Source organism: Acinetobacter sp. AS167 (assembly GCF_037152175.1).
Classification (GTDB): Bacteria; Pseudomonadota; Gammaproteobacteria; order Pseudomonadales; family Moraxellaceae; genus Acinetobacter.
Map to the genome: position 1 here is coordinate 84,934 of NZ_JBBCMP010000001.1, position 14,612 is coordinate 99,545.

14 protein-coding genes are annotated in these 14,612 nt (G+C 38.6%); 10 read left to right on the top strand and 4 right to left on the bottom strand.

The window, feature by feature from the left end:
- The first annotated feature begins 141 nt into the window (after window positions 1–141).
- Window positions 142–1,317, top strand: a complete 1,176-nt coding sequence (gene lpxB / locus WFN33_RS00430; protein WP_336950794.1) for a lipid-A-disaccharide synthase — start codon at window positions 142–144, stop codon at window positions 1,315–1,317.
- A gap of 373 nt (window positions 1,318–1,690) precedes the next feature.
- Here the strand turns inward: lpxB and WFN33_RS00435 are convergent, their stop codons facing one another.
- Window positions 1,691–2,563 carry a DUF2797 domain-containing protein gene (locus tag WFN33_RS00435; RefSeq protein WP_336950795.1) on the bottom strand — a complete coding sequence of 291 codons (873 nt, stop codon included), beginning with the start codon at window positions 2,561–2,563 and terminating at the stop codon, window positions 1,691–1,693.
- A 32-nt stretch (window positions 2,564–2,595) separates the two neighbouring features.
- Between WFN33_RS00435 and WFN33_RS00440 the strand changes: the two genes are divergently transcribed.
- Together WFN33_RS00440 and WFN33_RS00445 are read left to right on the top strand one after the other, a co-directional pair.
- Window positions 2,596–3,066 (top strand): DUF6231 family protein, encoded by a 471-nt coding sequence (locus tag WFN33_RS00440; protein ID WP_336950796.1) that lies wholly within the window; start codon window positions 2,596–2,598, stop codon window positions 3,064–3,066.
- Window positions 3,067–3,190: 124 nt separating this feature from the next.
- On the top strand, window positions 3,191–3,790 hold the full coding sequence (locus WFN33_RS00445; protein WP_096734314.1) for a YidB family protein: 600 nt from the start codon (window positions 3,191–3,193) through the stop codon (window positions 3,788–3,790).
- 56 nt (window positions 3,791–3,846) lie between these two features.
- Here the strand turns inward: WFN33_RS00445 and WFN33_RS00450 are convergent, their stop codons facing one another.
- The 3 genes from WFN33_RS00450 to glnL form a co-directional block, all read right to left on the bottom strand.
- Entirely contained in the window at window positions 3,847–4,563 is a 717-nt protein-coding gene (locus WFN33_RS00450) for a hypothetical protein (RefSeq protein ID WP_336950797.1), read from the bottom strand.
- 120 nt (window positions 4,564–4,683) lie between these two features.
- Window positions 4,684–6,168 carry a nitrogen regulation protein NR(I) gene (gene glnG / locus WFN33_RS00455; RefSeq protein ID WP_004822147.1) on the bottom strand — a complete coding sequence of 495 codons (1,485 nt, stop codon included), beginning with the start codon at window positions 6,166–6,168 and terminating at the stop codon, window positions 4,684–4,686.
- Window positions 6,158–7,264 (bottom strand): nitrogen regulation protein NR(II), encoded by a 1,107-nt coding sequence (gene glnL / locus WFN33_RS00460; RefSeq protein WP_336951463.1) that lies wholly within the window; start codon window positions 7,262–7,264, stop codon window positions 6,158–6,160. Before glnL ends, glnG begins: the two co-directional genes overlap by 11 nt.
- 363 nt (window positions 7,265–7,627) lie before the next feature.
- Here glnL and rimO point away from each other — a divergent pair, with 363 nt between their 5' ends.
- The 7 genes from rimO to rseP all read left to right on the top strand — a co-directional run bounded on the left by rimO (window position 7,628) and on the right by rseP (window position 14,584).
- Window positions 7,628–8,971, top strand: a complete 1,344-nt coding sequence (gene rimO, locus WFN33_RS00465; protein ID WP_336950798.1) for a 30S ribosomal protein S12 methylthiotransferase RimO — start codon at window positions 7,628–7,630, stop codon at window positions 8,969–8,971.
- A 65-nt stretch (window positions 8,972–9,036) separates the two neighbouring features.
- Entirely contained in the window at window positions 9,037–9,765 is a 729-nt protein-coding gene (gene pyrH, locus WFN33_RS00470; RefSeq protein ID WP_004719725.1) for a UMP kinase, read from the top strand.
- 125 nt (window positions 9,766–9,890) lie between these two features.
- A complete protein-coding gene (frr, locus tag WFN33_RS00475) occupies window positions 9,891–10,445 on the top strand; it encodes a ribosome recycling factor (RefSeq protein WP_004719727.1) in 555 nt (184 codons plus the stop codon).
- A 7-nt stretch (window positions 10,446–10,452) separates the two neighbouring features.
- Complete coding sequence (gene uppS / locus WFN33_RS00480; RefSeq protein WP_336950799.1) at window positions 10,453–11,205, top strand: polyprenyl diphosphate synthase; 753 nt, start codon at window positions 10,453–10,455, stop codon at window positions 11,203–11,205.
- Entirely contained in the window at window positions 11,205–12,029 is an 825-nt protein-coding gene (locus WFN33_RS00485; RefSeq protein WP_336950800.1) for a phosphatidate cytidylyltransferase, read from the top strand. Before uppS ends, WFN33_RS00485 begins: the two co-directional genes overlap by 1 nt.
- A complete protein-coding gene (gene ispC / locus WFN33_RS00490; protein ID WP_336950801.1) occupies window positions 12,030–13,226 on the top strand; it encodes a 1-deoxy-D-xylulose-5-phosphate reductoisomerase in 1,197 nt (398 codons plus the stop codon).
- Between the two features lie 2 nt (window positions 13,227–13,228).
- The gene (rseP, locus tag WFN33_RS00495) at window positions 13,229–14,584 is read left to right on the top strand and encodes an RIP metalloprotease RseP (RefSeq protein WP_336950802.1); all 1,356 of its coding nucleotides are present in this window, start codon (window positions 13,229–13,231) and stop codon (window positions 14,582–14,584) included.
- Window positions 14,585–14,612 lie beyond the last annotated feature (28 nt).

Below are 14,612 nucleotides of genomic sequence, written 5' to 3' on the forward strand. Positions count from 1 at the left end.
AAAATAAAATAACGATAGAAAATTAGATGAATTGTTATATAAATTTCCCCATTTTCCAAGCCAGCATCCAGTTTGAGTATTCACGATTAAATCCTATGAATATGCTATGATGCGCTTATAGTGCTGATCAGGAAGAATATCTTGCAAAATCGAAAGCTTAAAATTGGAATTGTCGTAGGTGAGGTATCAGGGGATACTTTAGGCGCAAAACTTATTCGTAGTTTTCGTGAACAGGGTATTGATGCTGAATTTGAAGGGATTGGTGGTCCTCAAATGATTGCAGAAGGATTTAACAGTTTTTATTCAATGGATATTTTATCTGTGATGGGGATTGTTGAAGTACTTAAGGATTTAAAAAAATTATTTGCTGTACGTGATGGTCTGGTCGAGAAATGGTCTGCCAATCCCGTAGATGTTTTTGTCGGTATTGATGCACCAGACTTTAACTTACGCCTTTCAAAAAGCATAAAACAGAAAAATTTGCCGATTAAAACGGTGCAATATGTCAGTCCATCTGTATGGGCTTGGCGACAAGGACGGGTACATGGCATCAAGGCCAGTATAGATTTGGTGCTTTGTCTATTTCCTTTTGAAAAAGGCTTTTATCAACGATATGACGTACCCGCAGCCTTTGTTGGACATCCATTGGCAGGTCAATTGCCATTACAAAATCCAATTTTGGATGCAAAGCAAGAGCTTGGTTTAGATATCAGTCAAAAGCATATTGCCTTGTTACCAGGAAGTCGGCGCGGTGAGATTGAACGACTTGGGCCGTTGGTTTTGGATGCAGCAAAAATTCTTTATCAAAAATATCCAGATTATCAGTTTTTAATTCCTGCAATTAATGAGTTACGCAAACAGCAAATTCAGGAATTATTAAAGCATTATCCAAGTGACTTAGTCGCAAAAATTCATTTACTGGAAAATACCGATAAAGAATCAAAAATTGGTCGTCAGGTCATGAATGCTGCCAATATTGTGGCTTTGGCATCGGGGACAGCGACACTTGAAGCATTATTGTTACATCGTCCAATGGTGACTTTTTATAAGTTGAATTGGTTAACTTATGTAATTGCTAAATTTTTAGTGAAAATTCCGTATTATTCATTGCCGAATATTATTGCGGGCAAAAAAGTGATTCAAGAGCTTATTCAACAAGATGCGACATCAGAAAATTTGGCCAATCAAATTGAAAAATTAATGAATATTGAAACTGCACAAATTCAGGTGATGCAATTAATCACCATGCACAAACAACTTTTGGCTGGAAATAGTGAAGATCCGGCTCAGGCGATTTTAGCAATTTTAACAGCTTGATTTTTAACGCTAACAACTGATTAAGCAAATATCCGTTTGCTTATCGAGTTGCTGGAAATTTTTATTAATCGCCCTATTGTCAAAGCATCTAATTATTCAAACCAGTGATTTCCATCAAGTTAGTGGGGGATCGCCTACGCAAAGGTATTTAAACCTTGAATGAAAGGTGTGGCATTGCGGTTTTTTTAAACAAACAATTTGTTTATTTCATCTAATTGATTTAATTAAAAATATTAATTAGGAGAAATTATATTCTTTTGTCTAAGTTTTTTGACAGGTTGGATATAGAAAACCTTTAACCAATAAAAACTCCTCTAAATCTAAGATAAAGAGGAGTATGTATAAATCAATTTCTGGGTTTGGGTGTGAAAAATTATTCCGCCCGAACTTTAAGTTCATAACCTGTATATTTACGAATATTGATGACACCGGTATCCATAATCAAGTATTGGCCTTTAATTCCTTGTAGCTTGCCCCGAATGATTGGGGTTTTATCTAAATTGTGTGATTTAACTTTTTCAGGATAAATGTCGACAGGGTAGATGAATTCACGGGGTAATTCATTTTCTAACAATTCGACCGTTTCATTAAACTCAAGATTTTGCGCAAACTCATTGCGAATACTTTGAATCTTTGGGGAAAACTCTTGAATCAATTCATTACGAATTTCAATTAGATCAATCGGTTCAGCTTCACCTTTAAGCAGTTTACGCCAATCCGTTTTGTCCGCAACCTGCGTTCCAAACATGACTTCAAGCTGACCAGAAAGACGCCGCGAACCGACTTTTAAAATAGGTAATGCTTGGGTCGCACCTTGATCTAACCAGCGTGTTGGCATTTGACCTAAACGAGTTATTCCGACTTTTAAAGCGCTTGAATTTGCTAGATATACAATATGCGGTTGAAAGCAAACTTCATGAGCAAAATCATCTTCACGGCAAGTACCTAAATGATAATGACAAGTTTCAGGCTTCATGATACACATGTCGCAAGATGCCTTGGTTTTCATGCATTTAAAGCAGTGGCCTTGAGAGTAAGACTTTGGTGTTTTAGCTCCACAAGAAACGCAATAAATATTTCCTGTCGCTTCAATCTCGATTTCCTGGCCTAAACTAAATGGTAGCTCGGTTTCTGAGCGATCTAATATAAATTTATATTCAACATTTGCCTTATGTGTTTGTTGATCAGTTACACTAAGGTCTTTAAGACCTGCATGCATTTTATGACAAATGCCTTGTAGTTCCATGTTTAATTACTCGCTTCAAAAAAGGTGCAGTTATGGCTGAGCAAAATGTCATCACTTCAATGCTAGACGATTTATCGCAAGAACAGCCAATTCAAACTGCATTATGTATTGGGCAAAATTTGGCGCAATACCCAACAAATTATTCGATTCAATGGTCCTATTTTAACGTATCTGAGTTTTTAAGTCTGCCTTTTACGCAACGATATGATTTAGGATTTGTACTTTTAGATACAGATGAAATGTCTGGGATCACCGATTTACAGAAATCCCAGTTATTGGTCAAGTTACGTGATTTACTGGCAAAACGAATTGTTGTCGCATGTCAGCTAAAAGATGAACGGTTGCTCAGATCGCTTGGTTTTACCCAACTGATTGATAAAACATTACATCAAAATGATTTTGCACTTTGGCAATTTAATATTTTGACCTATAAACATGTACCAGATTGGTTTAACGCTAAGTTTTGGGCCAATCCAGAAAACTGGAATAAATTTCGTTGGTAGTGGGTTTATTTTGCCTATAAAACTAGCCTTAAGCTATTGCAAAATTTAACAATTCCAATTTTGGTGAATCTGATAAAGCCAAGTATGCTGTACTTGTCTCATAAAACTTAAAAAAGGAAAACTCATGACAGATTTAACCAATATTGTGGAAATTCTGGCAAAGCAAGCACTTGGCGGACAACAACAATCACAAGGCGGGCTAGGTGGTGGATTGGGCGGGGTACTTGGTTCAGTACTCGGTGGCTTGGGGGGACAGCAACAACAATCACAAGGTGGATTGGGTGGCGTACTTGGTTCAGTTTTAGGTGGTTTGACAGGTGGACAACAACAAGCACCACAAGCGGGTGGCTTTAATGCCTCTTCTTTATTGATTGCAGTTGTGCCATTGGTCTTAGGTTGGATTCAACAAAATGGTGGCCTACAAGGTGCTTTAGCTAAATTGCAAGGCGCAGGTTTAGGTGGGCAGGTTCAAAGCTGGGTCGATCCGTCACAAGGTAATGGAGCGGTAAATGTAGAGCAAATCCAGAGTTTATTTGGTGGTCAGCAAGTTGAACAAGTTGCCCAACAAGCCAATGTTCCGACCAATGAAGTGTATGGCGCAATATCTACTGTATTACCGCAAATTATTGATTCACTGACGCCACAAGGTGATGCAACAGATCACACTGAAGCCAATGGTGATATTCAAAATGTTATGAATTTGGTATCAGGTTTTTTAAAGTAAAATCGAACATAAAAATGTTCAAAGCCAGTCAATAAATGTTGACTGGCTGATTTAAATTAAGGTTGTGGGTCATCACCAATTGCTTCGCTACTTTTTACGTCACCATTCTGTTTCTTTTTAACGTATTTAATTTGTCCATACCCTTCAGCATACCATTCATCCAATGTTTCATCTCCAATTTGAGAAATGAAATGACAGGCATTATCAAACTTTAATGTATTGTTATCATTGTCAATTAAAGTCAGATCTTCAAATCCTACAAATACTAAATCAATCGTCTTATTGTTTACAGACTTATCATTGTTATCCATTTGCGATTCAATAACCGCGTTATAAGTCATCTGGAATTTTTGCTGTGGTTTAAGATTAGATGGGAATGTTGGGAGCGGGGCTTGGTAAGTGGTTTTTACCAGCACATCATTTGGATTTGATCCGAGTGCGGCAATACCATAATCCAAGTTTGCAAGCATGGTACGCCCAGTTAAATCGTAGATATAATCTGTACGCACACCTGCACCTTGTCTAACGATTGCTATCACATTTTGATTGTTGAAGGTTGTGGGAACAATTTGTATTTCTGTTTCTTCATTGTTGTTCAGGGTAAACTGTTTGTTGGGTTCTAATTTAAAACAATCATCTGAATTAGCTACTTTATGTGCTTTTTTAATCGCTGGTGCTTCTGCTTGATGTTCAGAACTGTCATGCGGTTTATTTTTAGAGCAAGCAACACTAAAAATAGAAAGTAAGCCAATTGCAACAACAGTTTTCTTCATTTTTACCCTAGACGATAAAGTTTAAATTTCACGAGGCTATTTTTCACTATGAGCCAATAAAAAACAACCATATTCTTACGAAATATGGTTGGAGTAAACTTTATATTTATGAGTCGCTTATTATTCTGCTAAGACGGTTTTATCTTCCTCTTCATCATCTTCAGCAGAATCCATACCTAATTCTTTGAGTTTGCGGGTTAAAGTATTACGCCCCCAGCCTAAAAGTTCAGCAGCATGACGTTTACGGCCACGGGTTTGTTGAAGCGCTGCTATGATCAAAGTGCGTTCAAACATTGGTGTGGCAATGTCTAAAATTTTCATTTCACCATTTTTAAGCTTTTGAATTGCCCATTGTGCCAGTAACTCATCCCAATGATGTAACGCAATGCGGTCAATACCAGCTTGCGCTTGTCCCTGATCATCAGATTTATTGATTGGAATTTGTTTTAATTCAGACGGCAAGTCTTCAGGATAAACTTCACGGCCTGTGATCATTACAGTTAACCAGCGGCAGGTATTCTCTAGCTGACGTACATTGCCGGGCCAAGGCAGTTTTTGAATATATTCTTGCGTTTCTGGGCGTAAAATTTTCGGACTAACCCCGAGTTCTTTACCCGCACGTGCCAAGAAGTGTTGCGCCAACATCGGAATGTCTTCAGAACGATGAGCAAGTTTAGGGATATGAATACGAATGACATTTAGTCGATGATATAAGTCTTCACGGAAACGCCCATCATTGACTAATTTTTCTAAATCTTGATGTGTTGCTGCCACGATACGAACATCAACACGAACTGGAATATGCCCACCCACACGGTAGAACTCACCATCAGCCAAAACACGGAGTAGACGTGTTTGGGTTTCAAAAGGCATATCACCGATTTCATCTAAGAATAAGGTACCGCCATTGGCTTGTTCAAAACGACCTTGGCGTTGAGTATTGGCACCGGTAAATGCACCTTTTTCATGGCCAAATAATTCAGTTTCAATTAAATCTTTTGGAATAGCAGCCATGTTTAAAGCAATAAATGGTTTGCTGCTTCTTGGTGAGTGTCGATGTAAAGCATGTGCAACTAACTCTTTACCTGTTCCAGATTCACCGTTGATCAATACGGTAATGTGCGATTGAGATAAACGTCCAATGGCACGAAAAACTTCCTGCATTGCAGGGGATTCACCAATAATTTCCGTAGATTGAATGGGGGTGACTTTGGCCGATTCTTGTTGTTGCAGTTTGTTGATGTGCAAAATGGCACGATTCACCAGTGCAAGTGCTTCGTCAATATCAAATGGTTTTGGAAGATATTCAAAAGCACCCGTTTGATAGCTCGATACCGCAGATTCTAAATCTGAGTGTGCTGTCATAATGATCACAGGCAGATCAGGATAACTTCCTTTGACTTTTCCTAAGAAGGTTAAACCATCAATGCCGGGCATACGAATATCAGTGAGAATGACGTCTGGGGCATTGCTTGGAAGTTGATCCAAAGCCGATTGTGCCTCTTCAAAACTGGTAACATCGAAGCCTTCCTCTTTAAAGGTTTTTTCTAAGACCCAACGCATAGCACGGTCGTCATCGATCACCCAAATTTTATTATGCGACATTGTTAGACTCCCAAGGTAGATATAAGCTAAATACTGTTTTTCCAGGAATGGATTGGCATTCAATCATTCCATTGTGTTGATGCATGATATTTTGAGCGATGCTTAAGCCAAGACCTGTTCCTTTGGCACGGCCAGTCACAAGCGGATAAAACACGGATTCTAAAATTTCTTCAGGGACACCAGGACCATTGTCTTCAATATCAATACGAATGGCTGATTTATTTAGTACACCATTAATCGTAACCAAACGTTGAATGCGTGTACGCAACATCAGTTCAGGTTGATGATCAATAAAAAACTCACGATTCTCAGTCATCGCCTGTACCGCATTGACACTAATATTAAGCATTACTTGAATTAGTTGATCGCGATCTGCTTTGACATCAGGCAATGAAAGGTCATAGTCTCGTGTGATTTTAATTTTTTTCTTGGTCTGATTTACAATTAAAGAGCGAACACGTTCAAGCGGTTCATGTACGTTGACCAACTCGTAGCTGGGAAGTTGACGCGAACCCAGCATAGTATCAGCAAGGTTTCTTAAACGATCGACTTCACTGATAATAATATCGGTGAATTCTGCGTATTGTGGATCATTTAAACTACGAGCAAGCAGTTGAGTCGCACCACGAATTCCGCCCAAAGGATTTTTGATCTCATGTGCAACACCTCGAATAAGTTGACGTGCAACTTGATGTTGTTGAATTAAGTTTTCTTCTTTAGAGATTTTAAGCATCCGATCAATTGGATTTAACTCAATTAATAGTAATGGGTGATAAGGTCTTCCTGTATTTAACTGCGACACTGAATAATCAACATGCATGTCTTTAAAGTTAACATTGATAATTGCTTCACGGCGTGTATAGGCTTGACCTGTTTTTATTGAGTTGTTTAATGCTTCCAATGTATTAAAGCTGTCATTTGGTGCGTGTAAAATATTAATCACTGGCTGACCTGCCGCACGAAGCAAGCTAATATCAAACAATGCTTCGCATGATGAATTAAGATAAAAAATATTTAAATTACAATCGACCAAAAGAATTGCAGTGGTTAAATTATCCACAAGCAATCTATAATCAATTGTTGGGTATTGATCCATTAGCAGAGCTTTCCTGTCTTTAAATAGCGCAATGGCATCTGCACCTCGTTTTCTATTTTCCCGAACAAGGGGATTGAATCGGTATAAATCGTGCTGATATAAAGCAAGATGTACGCCAACTTTTATATGTTGCGCAGTTTTCTTACATGAATGATAAAAATTGCGCATTTACTGCGCTTTATTCAAGTGTAAAAACTAGCATTCATATTACGCTATCATCATATTGTTCCAAAATAGTGCATTGTAGTAATTTAATTATTTGATTGGATGTATTTTGGTGCATTATACAAAGAGTGCAGTTTCCACCTGTTTTTATCTCTTGAAAAGTCATACAATACGCGGATTATAGTGGAGCGCAGATTCATGAAGTCCCCCAAAGTCGGTTTTGTATCTTTAGGTTGTCCTAAGGCATTGGTAGATTCTGAACGCATTTTAACGCAGTTAAAGACTGAAGGTTATGATGTTGCATCAGATTATGAAGGTGCTGATTTAGTTGTTGTGAACACCTGTGGTTTTATTGAATCTGCAGTACAAGAGTCTTTAGACGCAATTGGTGAAGCCATGAGCGCCAATGGTCGTGTGATTGTCACAGGCTGTTTGGGTAAAGATGAAGATAAAATTCGCCAGATGCATCCAAATGTCTTAAAAGTGACAGGTGCGGCGGCGTATCAAGATGTGATGGAAGCTGTCCATCAATATGTTCCAGAACCACCTAAACACAATCCTTTTGTAGATCTTGTGCCTGAACAAGGTATTCGTTTAACACCTAAGCATTATGCTTATTTAAAAATATCAGAAGGCTGTAACCATCGTTGCACATTCTGCATTATTCCAAGCATGCGTGGTGATCTTGTGTCACGTCCTGTTGGTTCTGTATTAAATGAAGCACAGGCGTTAAAGAAGGCGGGTGTAAAAGAGGTCTTGGTGATTTCTCAAGACACTTCTGCTTATGGTGTAGATACCAAATATAAGCTTGATTTTTGGAATGGTCAGCCTGTTAAAACCAAATTCTATGACATGTGCGAAGCGCTCGGTCAGTTAGGGATTTGGGTGCGATTACATTATGTTTATCCCTATCCGCATGTGGATGCAGTTATCGATTTGATGGCACAAGGTAAAATTCTTCCGTATTTAGACATTCCTTTTCAACACGCCAGTCCGCGCATCTTGAAATTGATGAAGCGACCAGCTCATAGTGAAAATACCTTGGAACGTCTAAAATTATGGCGTGAAAAATGTCCTGAATTGGTTATTCGTTCGACATTTGTCGTTGGTTTCCCTGGTGAAACTGAAGAAGATTTTCAAATGTTATTGGATTGGTTGCAAGAGGCAAAACTTGATCGTGTGGGTTGTTTTACCTACTCACCTGTAGAAGGTGCAACAGCCAACGATTTGCCTGATCATGTTCCTGAAGAAATTAAGCAACAACGCTATGAACGTTTTATGGAAGTTCAACAAGCGATTTCTGCTGAAAAATTGCAAAGTCGTATTGGTCAAACCATGACGGTTTTAGTCGATGATCTTGAAGAAGAATTCCCAGTCGCAGTTGCACGCTCTTATGCAGATGCACCTGAGATTGATGGTAATGTTTTTGTCGAAGATATTGATAAGTCAGTGATTAAAGCTGGTGATTTACTTGAAGTCGAAATTACAGATGCAGATGAATACGATTTGTTTGCCAAGTTGATTAGCGTTAAATCAGCTTAAAAGTTGCCGATTTCGATTTGATTAAATACGAATAAAATTGTAGATATAAGTATTGGAGTTTCGTGATGTTAGATTCTAAAAAGCCACGCTATGAGCGAATTTTGCTGAAACTTTCGGGTGAAGCGCTTGCGGGTAATAAAGACATGGGGATTGATGCCCAAGTCTTAGATCAGATGTCTTTATCTATTGCTCACTTGGTTGGTTTAGGTGTGCAAGTGGGTATCGTGGTGGGTGGTGGTAACTTATACCGTGGTAGTCAATTACAAAAAGATGGTTTGGTTGGCCGTGTAACGGGTGATCAAATGGGTATGCTTGCTACAGTAATGAATGGTTTGGCATTACGTGATGCTTTGGTTCGCCGTAACATTAAAACCCGTTTAATGTCAGCACTTCCAATTGGTGCAGTAGTTGAAGCATATTCAAGTCGTGATGCAATTCGTCATTTAACCCAAGGTGAGGTGTGCGTATTTGTTGCTGGAACAGGAAATCCATTCTTTACAACGGATACAGCGGCTTGTTTACGTGGCATTGAAATTGAAGCAAACCTTATTTTAAAAGCCACTAAAGTTGATGGTGTCTATAATAAAGACCCAAGTAAATATGATGACGCTGTTAAATATGATCATTTAAGTTTCGATGAAGTTTTAGATGAGAAACTTGGTGTAATGGATTTAACTGCAATTTGCTTATGCCGTGATCACAATGTGCCACTTCAAGTATTTGATATGAACAAGTCTGGTGCTTTGCTTTCTGTAGTAATGGGCGAAAAAGAGGGCACTCACGTTACAAACTAATGTACGTGAGTAGTAAAGCTCTTTATACTACTGCAATTTTAGATTAGGGTGTATTGACACTTCGTCTGTTTATGAAATGTCACTAGACCTCATACACATTTAGATAAATAAGTAAGGAAGATCATATGATTAACGATCTTAAAAAAGACGCAGAAGACCGTATGAACAAGTCATTGGAGTCTTTGGAACATGGTTTTGCAAAGGTTCGTACAGGTCGTGCGCATCCATCTATTTTGAATGGGGTTATGGTTCCTTACTATGGGTCTGACGTGCCGTTAAATCAAGTAGCTAACGTGGGTGTTGAAGATTCGCGTACCTTATTGGTACAACCATTTGAACGTTCAATGGTGTCTGCAATTGATAAAGCTATCCGTGAATCGGATTTAGGTTTAAATCCAGTAACGGCTGACGCGATTCGCGTGCCAATGGCGGCTTTAACAGAAGAAACACGTAAAGATATGCAGAAAGTTGCGCGTAATGAAGCAGAAAATGCCAAAGTTGCGATTCGTAATATTCGTCGTGATGTTTTAGGCGATATCAAATCATTGTTAAAAGATAAAGAAATTTCTGAAGATGATGAGCGTCGTGCAGGTGATGATATTCAAAAAATTACGGATAAATTTGTTGCTGAAGTAGACAAACGTCTTGCTGCGAAAGAAGCTGAATTGATGAAGGTCTAAGATTTAAATGACCACATCTGAAGACAATCATCTTCCAAAACATGTTGCCATCATCATGGATGGCAACAATCGTTTTGCAAAAAAGAAACAACTGCAAAAAGGTGACGGACATCGTGAAGGTAAAAATGTCCTTGATCCGATTGTAGAGCATTGCCGTAAAGTGGGTGTTCAGGCGCTTACTGTATTTGCTTTTTCAAGTGAAAACTGGAATCGACCACAGTATGAAGTTGATTTGTTGATGAAGTTGTTGGAAGACACAATTAATGAACAAATTCCACGAATGGAAAAATTTGAAATTTCGTTGAGATTTATTGGTGATCGTAGTCGGCTTTCTCCACAGCTACGTGAATTAATGTTGCATGCTGAACAAAGGACTGCTAAGTTCAGTAACATGACTTTAACGATTGCAATTAGTTATGGTGGTATGTGGGATATCGCAGATACTGCTCGACAACTTGCACAACAGGTTAAAGATCAACAAATTGATGTGAATCAAATCAATACTGAGTTATTTGCACAACAAATAAGTTTGGGGGATTTGCCACCCGTGGATTTATTGATTCGTACAGGCGGTGATTACCGATTGTCTAATTTCTTGCTGTGGCAGGCTGCATATGCTGAGTTATACTTTACTGAGACATTATGGCCAGAATTTACAGTACAAGAGTTGGATCATGCGTTCAATATTTTTTCAGGGCGTGAAAGACGTTTCGGAAAAACCTCTGAACAAATTCAACAAGAACATATAGAGAATTTATAATGTTAGAGCGGATTATAACCGCATTGGTCTTGGTTGCCGTTGTGCTGAGTTGTATGTTTGCAACTAAATCTCAATATCCAATGTTAGTGTTAATGATTATCGCAGCTGGGGCAGCAGGTTATGAGTGGTTTAAACTCATGCCACATGAGTCTGACCATGTGAAGAAAATTAAAGCTGCTGGATTTGGTTTATTGACCGCTTTTTTTTCGGGGTTAGCATTATATTTTAATGATTTGGCGCTTATTCTTTGGAGTGCCTCTATTCTCACTTGGTTGTGTAGTCTGTATTGGGTTAAACATTATCCTGAATACGATGGCTGGTATAATATTACTTTAAATGTTGTTGGCTTGGTTTTAATCAGCGCAGCAGTTACTGCTATTTTTGAAGTTTGGAAAAGCTCGCCTTGGTGGTTAATGTATCTGTTCTTGTTGGTTTGGGGTGCAGATAGTGGTGCATATTTTGTTGGGCGAAAATTTGGTAAACGTAAACTTGCACCCGATGTGAGTCCAAACAAATCAATTGAAGGCTTGTTTGGTGGGATTCTCACTGTTGCGATTGTGATCATTGTTGTTCAATCAATTTACCTACATTTAACGCTTCCACAACATATTCTTTTCCTGGTTTTGTCTATTGTGACTGTGTTTAGTTCTGTGTTAGGTGACTTGTTTGAATCTATGATCAAACGTCGTGCAGGAATTAAAGACTCAGGCCGTATCCTTCCAGGGCATGGTGGAGTGCTTGATCGTATCGATTCATTGCTTGCTGCGGCTCCGTTCTTTGCAGCTGGTATGTATGTTTTAAAACTTATTGGTGTAGATTTATAGATGTCACAATCTGTTTGTATTTTAGGTGTTACAGGTTCTATTGGGCGCAGTACTTTAAAAATTTTACAACAGCATTCGGACCAGTATTCTGTTTTTGCGGTAACTGGATTTAGTCGAATAAAAGAACTTAGTGAAATATGCAAACAGTATCGACCGAAATGTGTTGTTGTACCATCAGATAAAGTAGATGAGTTACAACAACTACTAAATACACATAATATTTTTGATATCGAAATACTGACAGACGAGGCAGGGCTTATCACCGTATCGGAACATCCTGATGTGGATGTAGTGATGGCTGCAATTGTTGGTGCAGCAGGTTTATTGCCTACTTTAGCCGCAGTGAAAGCAGGTAAGCGCGTTTTACTTGCAAACAAAGAGGCATTGGTGATGTCTGGTGACATCATGCTTCAAGCGGCTAAAGAGCATCATGCTTTATTGCTACCAGTGGACTCTGAACATAATGCTATTTTTCAATGCCTTCCTCAAAACTATTTACAGATTCAACCCAATGGTGAGCCTCAATTAGGGGTGAAGCAAGTATTGTTGACTGCTTCAGGCGGTCCATTTTTAAATTTTAGTTTAGAACAATTAAAAACTGTAACACCTGCACAAGCCTGTAAGCATCCAAATTGGTCTATGGGGCAAAAAATTTCGGTAGATTCTGCAACCCTGATGAATAAAGGTTTAGAATTGATCGAAGCATGTCATTTATTTTCAATTAAAGAACAATTTGTTACAGTTGTTGTTCATCCACAAAGTATTATTCATTCAATGGTTCAATATGTGGATGGTTCAACTTTGGCACAAATGGGTAATCCTGATATGTGTACGCCGATTGCGCATGCACTTGCATGGCCTGAGCGGATTCAAACTCATGTCCCGCCTCTGGATTTATTCGTCCATTCACAACTCGACTTTCAAGCGCCAGATATTATTCGTTTTCCATCGCTTAAGCTGGCTCGACATGCGATGCAGGCGGGCGGATTAGCACCCTCTATTCTCAATGCTGCAAATGAAATTGCTGTTAGTGCTTTTTTACAGCAAAAAATTGCATTCTTAGAAATTTCACAAGTGGTTGAACATACATTAAATCAAGTTCAAAATGGGTTAGCAGATTCGATTGAGACGATTTTGCAGACAGATCAACTTGCACGCCAAGTTGCTTCACAACGCATTACACAATTGGGAAGCTGATCATGAATGTTTTATTTATCATTGTTGCTGCCATATTTTTACTTGGTCCACTGATTGCGATTCATGAGTTTGGGCATTATTGGGTTGCGCGTAAGCTTGGTGTAAAAGTACTGGTCTATTCTATTGGTTTTGGTCCAACTTTGTTGAAATGGACATCGAAAAAATCAGGTATCCAATATCAACTTTCGGCATTACCACTGGGTGGCTATGTCAAAATGTTAGATGAGCGTGAGGGTAATGTTAGTGCGGAAGATTTACCGTTAGCATTTAACCGTCAAGCACCATGGAAACGTATAGCGATTGTTGCTGCAGGACCATTGATCAATTTAATTTTTGCAATTTTCTTGTTTTGGATTTTATTTCTTCCTGCGCAAGAGCAATTAAATACTCGTGTTGGTGCTATTTTGCCCAATACCCCTGCTGCAACAGCTCAAATGCAGATTGGTGATAAAATTGTTGCTGTAGATGGAACAGATACCACGACTTGGGAAAAACTTAATTATGCAATCGTTGATCGTGTTGGTGAAACTGGTCATATCGATGTTCAAGTTGAGCGTAATGGTCAGCCTCAAAGTTTTGCTCTACCCATCAAAAATTTCTTAAAAGATCAAAGTCAGTCACCTTTTGATGTACTGGGTTTTACCCCATATCGTCCGCAAATCCCTGCAACTGTTTATAAGTTAAGTAGCGATGGCGCTGCGTTTCGTCAAGGAATGAAAGAGGGTGATCAAATCATTTCAATCAATCAAGTGAAAATGAAAGATTGGTTTGATGTGGTAGATGTGGTACAAAAATCACCTGAAAAGTTACTTAAAGTTGATGTGTTGCGCCAAGGACAGATTGTACATTTACAAGTAATGCCACAAGGTAAACGTGACAATATGGGAAATGTAACAGGTATGTTGGGTGTACAAGCGCAGACTGATAAACTGACAATTCCTACTGAATATAAACAAACAATTCAATATAATCCTGCTGAAGCATTTGTTGTTGCTGTTGAAAAGACCGGGCAACTTTCTGCAATGATTTTGAATTCTATGGTGAAGATGGTTCGTGGTTTAATTGGCTTAGATAATTTATCAGGTCCAATTACAATTGCCAAAGTCGCTGGTCAAAGCGCTGAAATGGGATGGCAGACATTTATTTCGTTTATGGCTTTGATGAGTGTGAGTTTGGGGATCTTGAATTTACTACCTATTCCAATGCTAGATGGTGGTCATTTGGTTTATTACATTATTGAATTAATTCGTGGTAAGCCTGTTTCTGAACAAATACAATTGGTTGGGTTAAAAATTGGTATGGTACTGCTAGGTAGCATGATGCTTCTAGCAATATTTAATGATTTTATGCGTTTATAACGCAATTGTGGATTAACTTACTGGAAAA